11 protein-coding genes and 1 pseudogene are annotated in these 18,548 nt (G+C 36.3%); 4 read left to right on the top strand and 8 right to left on the bottom strand.

Features of this window, described 5'->3' with window-relative positions; translation table 11 throughout:
* Positions 1-227 (top strand): annotated as a pseudogene (locus tag G519_RS0126830) (AAA family ATPase); the annotation flags it as partial.
* A gap of 555 nt (positions 228-782) precedes the next feature.
* Here the strand turns inward: G519_RS0126830 and G519_RS0126835 are convergent.
* The 7 genes from G519_RS0126835 to G519_RS0126865 all read right to left on the bottom strand — a co-directional run bounded on the left by G519_RS0126835 (position 783) and on the right by G519_RS0126865 (position 14,604).
* Positions 783-1,403 carry a hypothetical protein gene (locus G519_RS0126835; RefSeq protein WP_029197323.1) on the bottom strand — a complete coding sequence of 207 codons (621 nt, stop codon included), beginning with the start codon at positions 1,401-1,403 and terminating at the stop codon, positions 783-785.
* A 12-nt stretch (positions 1,404-1,415) separates the two neighbouring features.
* Complete coding sequence (locus G519_RS0126840) at positions 1,416-2,009, bottom strand: endonuclease/exonuclease/phosphatase family protein (protein WP_029197324.1); 594 nt, start codon at positions 2,007-2,009, stop codon at positions 1,416-1,418.
* Positions 2,010-2,335: 326 nt separating this feature from the next.
* Positions 2,336-4,237 carry a Druantia anti-phage system protein DruA gene (locus G519_RS0126845; RefSeq protein ID WP_029197325.1) on the bottom strand — a complete coding sequence of 634 codons (1,902 nt, stop codon included), beginning with the start codon at positions 4,235-4,237 and terminating at the stop codon, positions 2,336-2,338.
* 72 nt (positions 4,238-4,309) lie between these two features.
* Positions 4,310-9,844, bottom strand: a complete 5,535-nt coding sequence (locus G519_RS0126850; protein WP_036633844.1) for a DEAD/DEAH box helicase — start codon at positions 9,842-9,844, stop codon at positions 4,310-4,312.
* Positions 9,831-10,961, bottom strand: coding sequence for a hypothetical protein (locus tag G519_RS0126855; protein WP_029197327.1), 1,131 nt, complete (start codon positions 10,959-10,961; stop codon positions 9,831-9,833). The genes G519_RS0126850 and G519_RS0126855 overlap by 14 nt, the downstream gene beginning before the upstream one ends.
* On the bottom strand, positions 10,958-12,886 hold the full coding sequence (locus G519_RS0126860; protein ID WP_029197328.1) for a hypothetical protein: 1,929 nt from the start codon (positions 12,884-12,886) through the stop codon (positions 10,958-10,960). Before G519_RS0126860 ends, G519_RS0126855 begins: the two co-directional genes overlap by 4 nt.
* Positions 12,887-12,903: 17 nt before the next feature.
* A complete protein-coding gene (locus tag G519_RS0126865) occupies positions 12,904-14,604 on the bottom strand; it encodes a competence protein CoiA family protein (RefSeq protein ID WP_036633847.1) in 1,701 nt (566 codons plus the stop codon).
* 595 nt (positions 14,605-15,199) lie between these two features.
* On the opposite strand from G519_RS0126865, the gene radC reads away from it, so the two are divergent.
* The 3 genes from radC to G519_RS0126880 all read left to right on the top strand — a co-directional run bounded on the left by radC (position 15,200) and on the right by G519_RS0126880 (position 17,311).
* Positions 15,200-15,739 (top strand): RadC family protein, encoded by a 540-nt coding sequence (radC, locus tag G519_RS44700; protein ID WP_051253716.1) that lies wholly within the window; start codon positions 15,200-15,202, stop codon positions 15,737-15,739.
* Positions 15,740-15,779: 40 nt separating this feature from the next.
* Positions 15,780-15,965 (top strand): tyrosine-type recombinase/integrase, encoded by a 186-nt coding sequence (locus G519_RS50525; protein ID WP_244280235.1) that lies wholly within the window; start codon positions 15,780-15,782, stop codon positions 15,963-15,965.
* 380 nt (positions 15,966-16,345) lie between these two features.
* Positions 16,346-17,311 carry a cation diffusion facilitator family transporter gene (locus G519_RS0126880; protein WP_029197330.1) on the top strand — a complete coding sequence of 322 codons (966 nt, stop codon included), beginning with the start codon at positions 16,346-16,348 and terminating at the stop codon, positions 17,309-17,311.
* Positions 17,312-17,371: 60 nt separating this feature from the next.
* Here G519_RS0126880 and G519_RS0126885 read toward each other — a convergent pair whose 3' ends face one another.
* Positions 17,372-18,430 carry a LacI family DNA-binding transcriptional regulator gene (locus tag G519_RS0126885; RefSeq protein ID WP_029197331.1) on the bottom strand — a complete coding sequence of 353 codons (1,059 nt, stop codon included), beginning with the start codon at positions 18,428-18,430 and terminating at the stop codon, positions 17,372-17,374.
* Positions 18,431-18,548 lie beyond the last annotated feature (118 nt).

Consider the following 18,548-nt stretch of genomic DNA (forward strand, 5'->3'; position numbering starts at 1 on the left):
ATCGGGCACAGGTTGGGGATTATATAAAGCGTCATTTGACGTATGCTGGGGCTGAGAATGAGATCTTCTCGGATGGAGCGATTGAGGATATTTATCGGTTTTCTAGCGGCTCAGCTAGACTCGTCAATAAAGTTTGTACACACAGTTTAATCTACGGCGCCCAGAATGGGCATCGCATCATCGACGATCATATGGTCAAACGCGTCATCCAGGGAGAATGTTCTTGATTCTCCCTTTTTTTAAACCATCGACTGGACAGCTTGTCCGTCAGGTTTAGGACAGCATACGCCGTCAATTGGCGGACAGTATGGTTTAGCAGTAACAGTAAGAAATGATTTTTTATCGAAAACAACGATGGAAGGGAATATACAAAGTAAAGGGCCGACTTTCCAGAGATATTCGTTGGATTGTCGGCCCGTCTATTGGCTTTGTACGATTAATTCCATTTCCTAAAAGAACATTATGTGCTGCTGATTCTGATCTCGAGCAAAAAAAAGGAACCCAGCCAACGGGGCGTGGGTTCCATGAATTTAGTGGTTTTTTAAGGTTTGAGCGATAAAGAAAACTAATGCGCAAAGCCTGGTGTGTCAAGGATTTACACATTTTTCTGAAAAAGATACCATTTCATTTTCAATGCGCCGCGGAAAGCCCAATCGCTCAAATCATTTCAAAAATCATTTCAATTTTACTCTATAGGTAGTTTATTTCATAAAATGCTGCATATATACAAATTTGAATAAAATAAAGGCTTTAAATGTTGATTTACAATTTTTCAAAACCCACTAATTGCTTGGTTGAACTTTAATGTTTTTTATTTTATTTGTTTGCCTCTTCAGAATTTCTAAAAGCATAGTATATAAATTAATCTTTGTTCTACACGATAAAATATTATCTGATGTGACAATTACAACTGGGAATGTCCTTTCAGTTGAGTATAATATTGAAAAAACAGAAAAGTTCTCTCCATCTTTCTCTAAGAAAACCCTAAATTTTATCATTCTATTGTAATGACGGTCTTCATATAACTTTTGTACTAAACTGTTTTCAATTCTTACAATCTCATTTTTGCATTTATCTGTGTAGTAATGAACCAATCTATCTACAATCTCAAGAATATCCTTTTCGTTTCCTAATTGCTTTTCATTTGCTGATTTTTTTTCCTTTACCATTGCAATTTCAGCACGTATAGATGGATGCTTATTTGTGAATACTTGGCTTTCCAAAATAATAGGTGAATGTTGTTGGGTCTTCTTTATTATCTGGTTAGCAACTACCCACCCTGATTTATTAATTTTATTTATTAAATCCTGGTTCGATAAAACGTTATTTAACTCTGAGGAAGCTTTATCTGGGTCATTACCATTTCTAGTGATAATATTTTTACTTTTTTGTTTGTTTGGCAATACCCTCACCCCTTAGAATAGAATTTTACATCGAATTGGTAAATGATCGGAATATAATCTTCTGTTTGGACGCCTTTTGCGACCACCTAAAAGTTGCTTAGATACACCAGCTAAATTGGGAATTTCAGTAATTATTTTGAAGTTAGAATAATCAAATCGACTTATTATACTAGGCGAGATTACTACCTGATCAAACAAATACCAGTAAATTGAATCTTCTCCATTATAGTAATATGTTCCAGGAACACTTTCAGCATTATTTATATTACCATGTAAATGCCAAGAAGGATTATATAGATATGGGTATTGTTTTCCTAAAAAGGTTTTTTTTCCACCTATAGCTACATCCTTAGAAATAACAGCGTTGAACCCATCCAATTCCACCATCCCTAATTCGAATGGATTCATATTGAAGTCGCCCATAATAATTTTATGTTCTACATTGTTTTTATTAGCAAACACATTCAGTTCATCTTTGCACATACTAGCAGCTAAACGACGCTTACTTTCGTTGCTGTTTAGGTGACTTATTAAATGAACACCTGTAACTAAAAAACTCTGGTTATTTATATTACAGACAATGCTGCTAAAATATTCACTGCTCACCGCAGGAGCTACACCACTTAAAACATGAAAAATACATACTCTTGAATCACGTACAGATGTCATCTGAAATTGGGAATTATGTCCCCCAAAAAATCGCTTATAATAATTTTATCATATTCACATAACAAAACAATGTGTATATTATGTGCCTTGACTAGGTTTAGAATATCTTGTTGCAGATAATTTCTATCTGTAAACGATGAGTCAATATTCCAAAACAATAAATTTAATTCACTTAATTGATTAGTCATGTCAGCACTTTAAAGTCCTCTCAAATATCGTTTTGATCTAAAAGATTGTTGATTTTTAAATTTAATTATATTTATTCATTTTAACAAGATTCGAATTAAATTTTCACTATCAAAATTCTTTACTCTATCCATGACATCATCGTTTTTTATACGCATAGACAACCAACGTTGGCGCCAAAATTCACAAATTGCTTCACTTGTCTGCCGTGGAAAACTTGAGTTAAAACAATATCTTGGTACATCATCCTCTCCTCTGAGAAATTCAAATGTATTTTCAGCTAAGGCCACGCCATATACAATTCTTTTAAAATTGTGTGTCAAAATATAATCAGACGGTAATCCCAGAAGGTTTAGTCCTGCACGTATTAATCGAAGACGAGGGCTTGTTCCCTCACCAAAGCTATTCGTAATCATCTTCCTACCATGGTGTTCAATTAATAGATTAGAAAAAGCTTCAACAGTTTCATCCGATATATAAACAGTTCCAAACCCCTTCGTAGTTCCTATTTTTTCATAACCAATCCTTTTACTAGGGGTACTTTCACCTATTGCATTCTTAGGTAAATATACACGATTGTATTGACTACTCCCTGTCTCGTATAAACTAGTAGTCCCAAGAAAAACTAAACTAGAATTTCGGATTATTGGTGCCCCCTTTAAACCGGAAGCTATTATAGATACTTGTCCTTTATAACGTCTTTCGTAGAAATCGTATATCTCAGGACTCATCATCAATAGAGCTATCAATTTACCAGCAAGTAATTCATTATAAGGTGGAATAGCACCACAAACAATAATATCCATGATGTTGGTTCCAACTTTTTCGTTTTTATTAGCAGAGACAGCAGTTTTTATTGCAGACTTACCAAGATTGGTTGAGAGTAATTTTTTTAGAGCGCTGAGGGGCTTCTCCGAAAGCACTTGACTGAATTGTTCTTCTGCTTTTAACAATCCTAGCAACGTACGAGCTCTCTTTTGTCTATAAAGAGCACTCCGACTAAAGGTAAACCATTCTAAAGGATCTAGATCATTTTTCACTCTCTTGGGTGGATCATTTTCATCATTTTCTTTTGAAAAACTTTCAAGTATTTTTATTTTCTCTAATCTCGTTAAGTCTTGTATTGGCAAATCGTCAGTTGCAATTTCTGAGATAGCCCTTTCTAATGTCTTTCTAAGTTTTAAAATGATTAATTCAGCAGATTTATCATCACAATGTGGGAACCTTTTGATAAAGCCATCAAAGCTCCATCCTATTACATCATCTCGAGAAGATATCTGAACAATGCTGTTTCCCAATGCTGCTATTCCTAAGATAGGATGATTTTCTTGTCCAGCGTCTCTTACTAAAATAAAAATTTTTCTACCAGGCGTTGATTTATGAGGAAGCGACCATGTTAATCGAAAAAACCTCCAAATATCAAGTAATCGATATCCTGTGAAAGTATCTCGCTCTAAGGGTGATTGAATTATTTGTAAATATGGCTTTACAGCATTAGGTCCCAAAGTACTTAAACTACTCATTAATTTTATGGGATCAGCAATTAAATTCTTGATTGTTTTCTTTTTCCCATTATGTTTGCGACCTTTTAGCATTTGATGAACAAAAGCTTTAACTGATGTAGCCTCAAGGTACTTGTCTCTCTCATTTAATAAAGCTTTTCTAAGATAATCTTTTGTTGTTGTATCTTGAGTAGTTTTAGGTTGGCTAAAATATGGAACTCCATTAACAAAATTAGAGCTCCATCCTTGAAAGTAAAGATCTCGAATAAGGAGTAGTATCGAATACATTTGTTTATTATCTTTATCTACTTCGAAACCAATATACTTTTTTAAAATTCCAGTAATATATTCCGCTCTGTTATAACTCAATAAGATATTTGAGGCATTATGCAGAATATTATTTAATTCTGATAGCATCTTTTCCGGTATGTTTGGATAAAAAGGTGCACCACTGCTAGTTGAATCACTAATGGTCATTAAATTTTCACCTTATAACTATATTTTTTAATAATAAGAGCACCACCATACGAAGGTAGGTGGTGCCCTCTTTTACGATTCTAGCAATGTCTTAACTTTGTTGTACACTAAAGGTAGATTCCTAGTCAAGAGGTACTCATTCTCGATATAAACACTTAATTCGCACGACTCACTTGTAAGTGGATGAAAATTGATTATATCAGTTTCATCAAATAATGCTGGGTAAGTACCCATTATTAGTGATTTCTTCTTTCCTTTAATCACTAATGGATAAATAACTCCGTTTTGTGTAACCTCATTATCACAAGAAAACCCATCAAGCACAAAGAGTCGTTTTAATGCGATCAAATCCTCGGCTTGCTTAGTATTACACTTAACTATTGGATTTTCCCCATATAACATGTGTCTTAATAAAGAAGAGCCTAAAAAACGATCAAGGTTTTGGTGCCAAAATTGATTTTTATAATGTCGTAAACAGTTGGTACATGATCTATCGCAATTTCCAGGACAATGTTCTAATATATCGAGTGTCTTTTGAATTATTTGGCGAAGCTGTTGTCCAGCTTGTTCAGCATATCCAGCTCCCCCTGACAAAGTATCGAATAGATAAATATCAGCTCGAAGGGGATTTGAATCTGTCCCAGTTTCAATTAAGCGGTAACCAGCTTGAAACTCAGCTGGATCAACATCTAATTCTTGACTAGATGCGAGTAATAACGCTTCTGATATAGTCCTTAAAGCATCATTAATAATACTCATAGACAGATTCGTATCAGCATTTCTTACTATTGGGGTCCCTATATTTAAACGGAGTAATAATAAATCAGTTTGAAATTGATAGCCAAGATAAACGCGGCGGAATATTCCATCACATTTTTGTGGAACTATAACACCTTGTCTTGGTTCTATATCGTATGGACGATAATGCTGCCCTTTACGTGGTTTATCTGGCTTATATACAGACGCTGCTCCACATTTTACACAAACTGAAAAACCTTCGTTCGACTCATCATTCCCTTTATTCACCATTACTAGTCTTCTATCTTTAGCATAAGTGAAAATAATATGATCGCTCAAAACATTCCAATCTTGCAAATCATCCTCAGATAATGGAACAGGAAATTGGGCCGAGGTGGCGTATGTATAATCTTGATCTTTATCACCTTCTGTTAAGGGTTGCCCCTCTTCAGGATGAAATACCTCTGGTACTAATAAATCTGCTTTATCTAATGCTCCTCCACATATTGGACATATAGTTATAATCTGTGCATCAGTAACTTTCGTATCCTGTACAAAGGTGCATACACTACATGTTACGTAAGGATGTAAACTTTTTCTAAATAAAGGTGCTGCTCTATCAGGATCAGTTACAAGAGAATCATTTGCAGTAATTCCACCAGAACGATATGTAATCTTATCAACTACTATTTGGCGGCCAGGCGCGTACTCACTTAATGCTTTATCAATGGATTGTTGGGGTTTTTCTTTGACAACTACCTTAAATCCCCCCTTTCTACGTTTCCTTTCCTCTATGTTAAAGCTACATAGATTAGTTGGAAAAGCATAGCTTGGTAATAATCCTTGATCAAATAAATAAGCAAGAAATTCATCCCGAATATCCCCATTTATCAAATCTTCATATTCTTCTTCGTAATCTTCCTGATCATCAACTTTTGGTAGGGTATAAGATTCCGAAAGTCTTTCTAAACTATAAACTAATTCTTCTGACACTTGAATTACCCATTCTTCCCCTTCTTTCGAGACACCTTCAGGTAACCATTTTACAATTGAATTAAGTAAATCTTTTCTATTATTAATAATCCGATTATAAATCCATGCTTTAAATAAACTCAATCTAAATGGATTATTGAGATCATTACTAAAAAATTCAGAAGTAGCGCCAAGAGTGGAAAACAAGCTTTTGCTACTTGTAAACGAACCAAGTAATCCTTCATCCAACATCTGATGAAAGAAGGTTTGAATTAAAAACGCATTGACATGTCTTCTCGCTATTTTAGCATTATCAGTCTTAACCATTGGTATTCGTGGTGTACCTGCAACAATAGCTTGTGGAAAATGAAAGTAATGGCTATCGTGCGGTCCACCTTGAGCAAACGTTATTACTGTTGATACAGATGAACCCCGGCGACCAGCTCGTCCTGCCCTCTGTTGGTAATTTTCACGTTGTGGCGGTACATTTCGTAATCCAACTGCAACTAATGAGCCGATATCAATTCCAACCTCCATCGTTGTGGTACAACTTAAGATATCTACTGGACCAGTTACTTTATCAATTGATACATCTTGAAAACGAAGCTCATACTTTTCTGTCGTTGCAAACACAACTCCCGTGTCACGATTTGACAATTGGGCTGTATGCTCTTCAGCCGTGACATGTTGAGGACGCGTATCACCCTTTATAGTACTTACTACTGAATTACGTAAAAATCCTTTTCTTGAACTAATATATTCATTGTTGTTAGGATCAATTATTTCGAGGTTTTCAGACCCACAGTTCACACAACAGTTTTGCAGAGAAACTGGATTAAGTTGTGTACATGAGTTACATCTAAGCCAAAAAGATTCCGTATCGATCGAAAGTACTACTGCATCACTCTTTATTGTATAAGCATCACCCTCTGCATGGCACAATCTTTTTCTAAGGATATCTTGAATTGAAATTATTTGATCAATAGTACAAGCTAATTTTTCTTCAAGAATACTTCTTAACGTATCATTTATTACTCCCTCGCTAACCCAACTTTCTTGTGGATGTCCTGCTGCTTCACGACGTATTGAGGAAGAAATTGTATTTTCAGTTTCAAAAGCGAAATACTCAAGCATATCATCTAGAAATGTAAAAATTAATGCCTCAATATTCTCATTTGTCAACGTGTTTGTTATTGAGCTAATCTCTCGTATAATATTTTGTGGTTGCGATGCTTTAAGGTAACCAATAACAGCCGCTTTTAGTGAAAATTCCCGACTACAAAGCTGTCTAAGCAAAGCTCTATAGAAACTTGAATTTGATGCAGGTTGCCAATCATTTTCTAAGGCTTCTTCTAAGACACCGTAGTAATCAATACGAAACTCATTTACATCTTTAATTAATTTATCTCTGTCTTCCCCATCGAAGAATTGCAAATTATACTGGGAGACAACCGAAATAAAAGAACTGTACAGTAGTGAATTCAGTTTCGGATCTTTTTTCTTAAGTTGCCGAAATCTTACTGCAGCTAATGCTATAGCTTGTCTAAAAGTATCCCACTCGACTTCTCTAGGAATATCCCTAGCTAACCTAGCTGCTTTTTGTCGTCCATCGGAGAATAATAGAACCTTGCGACCACCGTTTGGATTATCAAGTGTCTCATCAAATCTTGGTGGTTGTAAGAACAACTGAGATTTTACTAAATTCGCAAATGGTGCCTCACCTTTAGTTACTAAATCCATTATTTTACTGCGCCCACGCCATTTCTTTAAACATATTGGGCAATAGCGAAACATACTATTTTCGGTTCCAACTTGAGGTACCGGTTTGTAAACTTTAATAAAACCCGTAATATTAACTGGCTCATGAGTTAATAGATGTCCAGTGGTAATATCTAACCATGCCGGTGTGCAATCACTTATCGCATTAATGTGTGGCTCACCATCAACTAATAGTTCAACTTCCTTTAATGTATCTGATTCATCAGCAATCATACCAACATCAGTTGTTGGTTCATTCAACAGAAAGTTATCTTGACCGCCACGGACGTATGCTCTAATAAATGCAGCTCCGCAATCACGATGAGTTAATAGTTCAAATATTCTTGCTCTCTCTTTACAATTACAATGTAATTGAGGTATAGTATATAGCCGCCCCAAAATGGGTTTTTCAAAAGACTGAATATCAAATCTAATAGTACATCTTGGATTAGTACATGCGTATAATCCTGGGAGACCTCGGTAAAAAAGATGTAATCTTGTAGGTAAAAATACTCTTTTGTCTGATTCTCTCCTAGCAAAAGCTCCTAATGCAATTAATACTTCTGTGGCAGACTTTGCTATGTTTTCTGGAGTGTCTTGGAACAAAATGCCCCCTAGATCTTTTAGTGGAATTGCTTTTCCACTGAGTGTATCTATCATTAACTCAGCAGGCCCCCAACCAGTCAATCTTGAAAACAAGTAATCTGTTAATGCTTCAACACTTTCAGGTACTTCAGGCCACTCCAATAACCCAGCTAAATTTCTGACCTGGTTCATGCCCTCAGTTGGGTTGATATTCATTTTTTGAAAAGAACTAAGATTAAACTTTGCTAATGAGTTTGCATCAGACAAACTACCACTTGAAGCACCCAGCCTTTTTTCCTTAACACCTTTAACTAGCTTTATTTTTTTTGTATGGCTATCATTTAGCCCTGTTAGTTCCATTGCAAATTTTTCTACTGCCAGCTCAGCTTCTTTCCCATCACCTAAACTCGCACTTGTTAGAATGCACCTTAATCTATCTCTTTCAATGCCTAATCTCGCCATTAATCTTCTTATTAGAAGAGCAATTTCAGCACCACCAGTCCCACGATACATATGAGCCTCATCTAAAACAAGAATTAACTTATTCTCTGGATTAGAATCGAGCCATTCTTTTGTCTGATAAAAAATAGGTCTTTCGATCGGCCTCATTAACATATATTCTAACATTGAATAGTTCGTTATTAATATGTCTGGACATGAAGTATGCATCTCATGTCGAGTTAATAACTCTCTGTCATTAAGTTGAGTTTTAAGTCTCATCTCCCAATGTTTTTTAATGTATGCTTTTCCACTCTTTTTTCCAGATTGATAAACTGCTTTTTCTTCTTTGTCTTTAGCATAGAAACTGACTAAATCCTTGCTTGGCCACTTCCCCTTTTCTTTCAAAACTGAAGTTAATTTAGTATCATTTACATATTTTAAGTAAAAATCATCAAATAAAGGTGCAAGATGAGTACTATTTTTAGCACCACTAAAATCACCTGGGTAAGGAGTTCTTGATGTATAAGATCCAAATCTTATTGGTCTATTTCTCCCCTTTTTTAAAATATCTGCAACTTCCTCATTTCCAAATAGACGCCTTATCCTTCCCAGTTGGTCATTAACAAGAGCGTTCATGGGATAAAGTAATATTGCACGACATCCAGACATATTAGCTGAATCAGGTCTGTTAGAGCTTTCAATAGCTAGTTCGCCAAGAATTGGCATTAGGAAACTTTCTGTTTTTCCTGAACCTGTTCCAGTAGCAACAATAATATCGTCGCCTTCACCTAAAAATACTTCTAGTGCTTCTGATTGATGTTGATATGGCCTGGGAAATACTCCTACACTAGGAGTTAAAGAAGCTAATTGTGAAAGAAGTTCTTTCGCGGGGTTAGGAATATTTAATTTTGAGTACTCTTTTCCGAATTCATAACTAGGAGTGGATTCAACATATGGCTCCTGATGAATATAGCCAACGCTCTTTAGTAGCTCCCTCCGTTCACTGATAAGTGATAAATTTCTTATATGATAGGATGATTCTAAATAAGATCTTAAATTATCATGTAATGCATCCGTTATACTAAATACTCCATATGAATCATTTTGCTTCATGTAAAATATCTCCTCTATCCAAAATCGAGTAACCATACTTGCTCAAGAAAGAATCGATATAGGTCCTGTACTTCTTAGCTATAAAATATTGGGGAAAACGATTTTTCATTGGAATTCTATATGAAAATAAAGATACATACCTATCCAAAGAAGCTGGCAAGGCAGGATACACCTTCAATATATTACCTTTCCACTCAGCGGAAAGTAAGGAATTGTGCAGCATTTTCAAAGCGTTTGCAATCCACCTGATTTTCTCGAAATTTTCTACTGATTTCTCCTTTTTTAAAACTCCTCGATTAAAGACTCCTAAAAAATATCGTCTGGGTTTACTTAAGGTCCGGCACAGCATAACAGATTCAGATATTCCAAAAGCGCTAAAACTCTCGTATTGAATCCAATTCTGCCTCGTGTTGTAGAGAAAACAGTCATTTGAGATGTAAACCTCAAAATCTCTGAATGTTGATGAACTAACACTACCGCTCTTAGATACGTTATTACATTCATCCTTAATCCATTTTATTATGTCATTCGGAACCCAACCTAGCCATGCATCAAATTCTTGCCACATATTATAGTCTGATTTAATATTTTCGGGAATATATTCCTTTGTAACTATCCTTCCCAATCCTGTAACTTCAGCGTCAGGAAACAATCGTTTAATTTCTTTGTAACTAAGGCTTCCAATGATGGCACACACCTCACTTCTGGGGATTTGAACTAATCTAATAGGACTTGGCAACCAGTAACCTTTTCCTAAACTCGAACAATCGCCAATCAATTGTAAGTTTGCCAAGATCAATCTTATTAACCCATGTTTCTCTTTCTCAATTTCACTGTAATCATCGTTAAGCTGAATTGTTGAAGTATGCTTTTTTATATCAGGAAAAACTCCCTCTAAGTGGTTGCTAACAGTATTTATTAATCGAGTAATATAAATTGGTTCGAATTTTTTTGAACCGTTTGATACAGAAGATGAAAGTTGGTTTAATGCACTCCTTATGTATTCAGAATAAATCACGTGCTTTTGGATTAACTCATTTGTATTATATGTAAATCCTATACCTGTAATTATCTTCCTAATTGATTCAGATTCGGTTAATTGTTGAAATTGCGTCATAATGGCCCCACTTCTGATACTAACAGTGATATTAAAGCCTTTGAACGATCGTCAACTTCTTCAATGCTATCAATAAATTCTGAGATTCTCTCTCTCTTTAATAAGGCAACCATAGGAATAATCCATCCGAAAACTATATGATCCTTTTTAGTTGGAACTCCTAAAATAGTGTAGACTTCATTACAAAACAATGCAGATGTAATAACTGTTTTACGCCATAAAACCCCGCTAGAAGAAAATATCCATTCAGGCAAATTCATTTCTTCGATATCAACTTGATCTTTATTATCAAGTGAAGAGATACTTTCTATTACTTCCTCTGAAATTAGTCCAGGTACACCTTTTATTGCAAACTTATCCATCCAACCCAAAGAGTCTGTATTCAGGACTGGACCTAGCTCAACAATTTCTTTACTAATAGGCAAAGTAGATGGTCCTTCGACTATGGTTGCAAATAAAAATAAAGATTGTGTTGCATCACTAATTTGCAAAATTCTTTCTCTTATTAGTCTTTGAAGTGATAATCCATACACCTCCAAAGCTGATCTGTTCATTCCTTCAAAAATGATAGCAACAGGTCTCTCTCTCGATTTGTAGAGCCAATCATCAAGAACACTATCAAAATGATTTGAATTTATAAGCCCAGATGGAATTCTACAATAAATCAAAGAATTCCCAGCTAAACTTATTGCACATCGTTCCGCTACCTCTAAGCCCAATGAACCTGTGAATGTGATTAACTGTCCTGAAGTAACGGCTGAAATAACATCTATAGCAATATTTCTTGCGCTTTGTAATTTAACACCTAATTTATTCAAGTTTCTTTCTAAATGAGCAATAGTCTCACCAAGTGTTTCCAAATATACACACTCATGCCTATTATCAACTAACAATGATTTAGTTTGAATATGAACTGTATTGGAATTTTGATTGCTTGTACTAGTAGAGTTTTCAGAAACAACAGAATAACTCGAAATTGCCGACGCAATTTGCTGCTCGACATTTTTTAAAGTTTCATTAATATAATCATTCTCTTTTTGATTTTTATTTAGTGTTTCTTCAAAATTCAAAATTTTATCTTGATACTCCTCATTTAGTTCACGCAAAGTTGTGAGCTTTTCACCTAAGGACAATGAATATGACTCTACATTATTTGACAATTGTTTAATAAGATCAGTATGTTCCTCAAACTTTGTTTCTGCACTTAGACTTATTTTATCTAATCTACTTTCTAGTACTTTTAGTTGATTGCTTGTCTCCTGATTATTTTTTTTAAAATAAACCGTTTCGTTTTGTAATTCATTTAAATCTAAAGATATTTTTTCAATATGGCTTAGATTTTCTAGTAATGACTTCGTTTCCGATTTTGTTTCATACAAATTATTTTCTATATTTTTTATTGATTTCTCTAGATCAGTCAAACGTGAACGCAAATAAATATCTGCTTGACTCGGTCTTTCCAATAATAATTGTTGTATATCTTCACTCGGAGAATATGGACTAAAATCAAACCAATCTCTTAATATATTCAGAGACAATGATGCAAGATTGAAAACTTGGACAAGCTTTTTTACAACATCTTTTAGCACATCATTATTCTCTTGAAACTTTAGTAATTCTATCTCCAAATCCTTTCTTGTTTTGAAATTTAAGAATCGTTGAAATTCAGAATTATTCAGAGTCCATAATATCCATATTTCACACATTATATTCCAATCTGTACCATTCCAACGCGATATCCGCCTAATAAAGTTACTTAATTTCTGGTCGGCATCTTTTCCAGGTCGAAATCCGTTAACCTTAGGAAATTTCTTTAAAATAAAAGCAAGGTCTGACTGTGGTAAACCTTTCACAAAATTTCTCAACTCATCGAAATCAAACTCTATAAAAGCTTTCTTTTTTTCTTCAGTAAACCCAATTTGCATAGAAACCATCTCCGTAGCTATATATTCTCTACCAAAAATTCATTTTGAGCACTTATACATTCTTTTATAATGATTTTAAATTGCGGTATTAAACCATGAGAAATTTGACACTGAAAAAGTTTATTTAATAACAGTCGATCCATTCCACAAAAATAATCTAAATTCAATGTACCAATATATTGATATAGAGACACATTATTATTGGTTACAAGAAAATTAAAAGATTGTGAAATTAACCATTTAACACTATTACGCCAGTTATAACTCATGATTATCTGACCTTCTGGAGACTTTCCGATAAAAACCATATCGACTTCTCCAAATTGGTCAGCAGAAATTTTCAAATGAACATTTTGCATATCTAATATTTGATTAAATAGTTCTAGAAGTTGGGAGATTGTAGTATCTTGCGAATCTGGTTTAATCGAAAATAAATATTCATTCCAACCATATGCTTCCTTTTTACTCCATCTAATAGATAAATTAACCCGATCAGGTAAATAGATATCCTTAAAAATTAACTCCCTATTATGAACTTTCTCCAGAAACTCTCTAGCTGCTGGACTGTGTAAAGTAGTTGAAACATTCTGGTCATTCTTATCAGTCCCATTAAAGACTACTGCTGGGCTCCTTGTATCTAAAGACTTCTGAAATTTACTAATAATTAGTTGAAGCCCACTTTCAAAATCATCGTCAATCCATATATCAACTCTACCTAGTTCAAAACTACCAATACTCAGATGATAAGGTACAATTCCAGTTCCTTTATGTCTATGAATACGTTCTTCATAAGACGTAACTAAGTTAAGCTCAGACCAAGTTTTACTACCCTCTTCTCCAATTATTGAGAGTACAACATTGGAATTTGTATCAATTGTAAAGCTTCCATCTGGTAATCGTTCGCTAGGTAAAGGGCTCACTAGCAATAATTCAACTGTGGGATGTTCAACTTTACGCCTTAACCACTTATTTACCCATGATTCAACAAGTTGGTCATAAAATAGTGGCATATTTATTATTGCTCCACTCCAATTCCCTTGCTTTCGTAACGGTTTTGTATTAAGAATATTTGAATGTGGAAACCAATCAGGTTCTTTCCCCATACTCCAAATCAATATGTAAGATCTTCCCCAGTAAAGAGGACGTTCTAATGATAATCTACGCCCGCCATTCGGCGAGAATTTAAAAACAGCATAATCTGATAAGCCTTCAATAGGTTGTTTTATTCTATTTAACCATTCACCATCAGCTACGTCATAAGCTAATAAAGTGTATTCCTTTTGATCAGTTCTAACTCTTACACGCATTCCACCAGATTTTATTCTATGTAATGATATTGATCGTTCCCCACCATAAGCTGAAGCAATTTTTAAAATCCCCATTGAACGATCCGGTTCTGGAATTCCCAATTCTAGATGCCACGAACTATTAGATGCATTATCATCAAATAACCTTAAAAAGAGACCAAGGGATCTTTGAATTCTTTCCCCTTCAATAATTTTCATTAAAGTTCGATCCGTGTAAGTTCCGGGAACATATCTATCACAGTAGGGCTTTGCTTGTCCATTGGCATGAGCAAAATACGGTACTCTCCATTCCCCTCTTCGTAATCGAACAAGGGAATTACAGCTTGGACAAAAATAATCTCGGCCTCTAAATACATCTATATCTGTTGCATGTACTTCTTTTTTATTAATAAGATCAATTGCCCAGTCCATAAAATATCACATCACTTATTTAAAAGTTCATCTATACTATCCCTAAAAATTCGACAGAGTTCTTCCAATTTCCTCTTAATTTACTAATTCCTATTGGTGAAGGGGGCACTAAAGTAATATTTTAGCTATTTCTCTTTCGATAAAACCGTAAACTAATATATATCAAGTCTATATTATAATCCTGAATACCTATGCGATTGGTATATCCCTACCGCAAACAAAATGCCAAGCACATTCACTGTGCTTGGCATTTAACTTATTCCATTGGAAGTGACGCCTTCTCATGTTCATGAGTCCTAAAATCTTACAGAGCGAGTTCATTACGTAGTTCCTAAATAAACTCAAAACATTCTATGGTGCTTAAATTCATGAGGCTAACCAGAAGTATGACACACCGCTAGTTGTATTGAGCAGCATCATTGTAAACGGTGTACAATAGCAACAAATTATTTACTTGCAGTAAAAACCTGTATACTACACGGAGCTTAGGATTTTAGCCACTACAATAATAACCGCTAAAGTCATTGCTGTAGATTACACAAGTCATTGTGTAACGTTCATGTGCTAACCACACAAACTTAAGGAGGCCAGATTCATGCAAAAACATCAAAATCCCGAATTGAAATCTTTACTTACACAATCCCTATGTGAAAAGCAAGGAAGCTATCTAATCGAAGAAATTTTCCATCGTTTCCCCATTGCCTCAGAGTTAATTGAAGTAACTGAACAGGAACTTACAAAAATTAAAGGTATTGGAATGGGAAAAGCTCGGCAAATCACAGCTATGTTGAAGCTTGCCAAAGCTATTTCTGTTCCCAATCATAACCCTTATATTATTAAAAGCCCGAAAGACGTATATGAACTATTGGCACCTGATCTCAAGCACCTACAGAAGGAGCATTTCGTATGCCTGCTCTTAAATACAAAGAATCATTTGATATTTAAAGAGGTGACCTCTATTGGATCACTTAACTCCGCTATTGTCCATCCACGCGAAGTCTTCCGTTCTGCCATTAAACGTTCTAGCGCATCATTAATATGCGCGCATAATCACCCCAGCGGTTGTACACTCCCCTCACCTGAAGACATTAATTTGACCAGAAGGCTTGTAGAAGCTGGCGAAAAATTTTCGTGATATTTGGATCAGACTTATTAAGAAAACAGGGATTAGACAAATTCGATTTCATGATTTACGACATACTTGTGCATCCCTTCTATTGGGATTGGGGGTACACCCTAAAATTGTACAAGAAAGGCTAGGTCACAGCTCGGTCCAGATTACTCTTGACGTTTATTCCCATTTAGCACCGAACATGCAACAAGACGCAGCAAATGCTCTGCAAGACCTTTTAGAAGACTAAAAAACCATCTCAAAAACTAAATCATTTCAAAATCATTTCAAATGACCTTGTACTACCTTATTAATATACACATGTGCCCCGTAAACCCTTACTCCACAAGGGTTATTTGCATTACACAAAAAAAAGGAACCCAGCCAACGGGGCCGGGTTCAAAAGTTTATATTAAAAAGGGGGTCTTGGTTATTATAATACCTCTCCAACATTATGAAACCATAACAGGAACATTTCAATTATGTTACAAATTAGAAAGCGCTTTATTTTAAACGCATTATACCTGTCTCAAGCTCTTCATACACTCTTTACACAAAATCAGTTGCACCTGACGGAGGTCTGGCATATAATGATATTAATTAGAATTATTATAAATAAGGAGGAAACGTATGAGTATCGAATACGACTATCACCATCTCCATCATGTGAAAGAACAGAGCAAATCCAGAAAAACGTTATGGGTGACTCTCATACTGACCGCCTTTTTCACTATTGTAGAAATTGTAGGTGGTGTGCTCTCTAATTCCCTTGCTTTGCTTTCCGACTCCGCCCATATGATCTCCGACGTCATCGCTTTGGGACTTAGTATGGTTGCTCTGAAGCTAGCTACTCGTCAGCCTAACGCGCGGTTCACCTTTGGGTTCCTGAGGTTTGAGATTATCGCTTCATTTCTTAATGGGTTAGCCCTCTGTATCATTGCTTTGGGAATTTTCATCGAAGGGATTCAACGTATCATTGACCCGCAGCCGATTAAACTAGCCCTTATGCTCGGAATTGCCTCCATCGGTTTCGTTGTCAATCTTGTTCTTACATTGGTTCTCCATAACAGTGTGAAAGAAGAGGACAATCTGAATGTGAAAAGCGCGCTGTGGCACTTTTTCGGCGATTTACTCAGCTCGGTAGGTGTCATTATCTCTTCTATTATCATTTATTACACAGGTCTTCTCTTTTTCGATCCCCTGATTTCGATGGTTATTGGAGGCATTATTTTCATTGGTGGAAGCAAAATCATTCGAGAATCTTACCTGATTCTGATGGAGTCAGTACCTGAACGCTTCAACTTAGATGAAATTCGCAGCGAGATCGCGCGTGTTGAAGGTGTTGAAGATGTGCATGAGATGCATCTGTGGGCGGTTTCGACTGATCATTACTCTCTAACCGCGCATGTGTTCATAAATCCCAACATTCAACCCTTCTGTGTTATTCTTGCGATTAATGAAACGCTGAAAAGTAAATATGGCATTGAGCACTCCACCATCCAAATTGAACATGCCGACATTAATCCACATGGGGAATATGGCAAGGAGTTTCTGAAGCATCAAAGACAAACGAATAGAAGTGAGCTTCAAATTTAATAAGCGTTATGCCAAAAAGACCGCTATACTTCTCCTCTGAGAGAGAGTATAACGGTCTTTTCATGTTGTTGAAGACTTCCTTACAATCATTTCCAAATCAATGAATAGCTCATGTCCGTGAATACGCGGCAGGTGCTCATCCAGCAGCTGAGTATTCTCCACGTCCAAGTCTTCACCTATCTGCCGCATCAGAATAGCAGCAACTAAGCTCGTTTGCAGATCGACAGGCATCTCGAAACTTGTGATAGACGGAAAGCTAGCCTTAGAAAATAGTTCATTGTCCATGCCAATCAACTGCACATCCTCTGGCACGCGAATGCCTCGCTCATGACAAACAGCTAGAAGCTCAAACGCCAACGCATCATTAAAGGTGTAGATGCCGATTGGCCGCTGCTCGCCGCTTATGCGCAGAGCTTCCTCCAGTGTTCCTTCGATACCGAGCTCTCCCGCATCCAAAAGCGCATGCACCGTCGACTTGGCATCATCTCTCAAGCCTGCCATAAACCCTTGAATGCGCTGCTCATTAGCCCCCATCCCTTTACGCCTGCCGGCATAAATAATGGAGTGGCAGCCGTTTGCGAGGAAATGTTGGACCGCTTCCGTCGAAGCTTTCGCAAAATCCAAATTAACCGCCAGCTTGACGATTTCGCTAGGCCATCCCCAGCCATTAAAGATAACCAGCGGCGTGCCCTCACCGACTAACTGCTGGGTCGATTCCATACTCATCGCTAAACCATGGCTCACTAAACCGTCTACTCTTCGCTGCAGCAAGTGCTCCAGATGACGCTTCTCGATCACTGGGTCCATCCCCGCTGCTGAAAATACGGATAAATGATAGCCGAAGCTATGTACTTTCTGCTCCAGCTTCTCTGCAAATCGGCCATAATAGCCGCCGAAATGCGGTATGATAAGCCCTAACTCATAGGATCGACGCCGACTCAGGTTCGTTGCCATCACATTGCGGCGATAACCTAGCCGTACTACGGCTTCCTCCACTTTGCGTATCGTCTCTGGCGACATCGGCACCTTTCTCCGATTCAAAACATTGGATACCGTCGCGATGGAGACGCCCGCTTCAGAAGCCACATCGACTATGGTGGGCTGTTTACTTCTCTTCATAGGAAATCCCTCATTTTTGTAATGCCTTAACTCATTTTATCCATATGCAAATCGCTCGTCAAATTTCGATAATCTGTGCATTCCTATGACAATTCGCTATAATAAAAAGATTCGTGCA

The sequence above is a fragment of the Paenibacillus alginolyticus DSM 5050 = NBRC 15375 genome, from assembly GCF_000422905.1.
Taxonomy (GTDB): Bacteria; Bacillota; Bacilli; order Paenibacillales; family NBRC-103111; genus Paenibacillus_E; species Paenibacillus_E alginolyticus.

Coding starts and splice junctions, on each gene's coding strand:
- G519_RS0126845 (WP_029197325.1), bottom strand. CDS start 4,237: ATGACCATTAGTGATTCAACTAGCAGTGGTGCACCTTTTTATCCAAAC.
- G519_RS0126850 (WP_036633844.1), bottom strand. CDS start 9,844: ATGAAGCAAAATGATTCATATGGAGTATTTAGTATAACGGATGCATTA.
- G519_RS0126855 (WP_029197327.1), bottom strand. CDS start 10,961: ATGACGCAATTTCAACAATTAACCGAATCTGAATCAATTAGGAAGATA.
- G519_RS0126860 (WP_029197328.1), bottom strand. CDS start 12,886: ATGCAAATTGGGTTTACTGAAGAAAAAAAGAAAGCTTTTATAGAGTTT.
- G519_RS0126865 (WP_036633847.1), bottom strand. CDS start 14,604: ATGGACTGGGCAATTGATCTTATTAATAAAAAAGAAGTACATGCAACA.
- radC (WP_051253716.1), top strand. CDS start 15,200: ATGCAAAAACATCAAAATCCCGAATTGAAATCTTTACTTACACAATCC.
- G519_RS0126880 (WP_029197330.1), top strand. CDS start 16,346: ATGAGTATCGAATACGACTATCACCATCTCCATCATGTGAAAGAACAG.
- G519_RS0126885 (WP_029197331.1), bottom strand. CDS start 18,430: ATGAAGAGAAGTAAACAGCCCACCATAGTCGATGTGGCTTCTGAAGCG.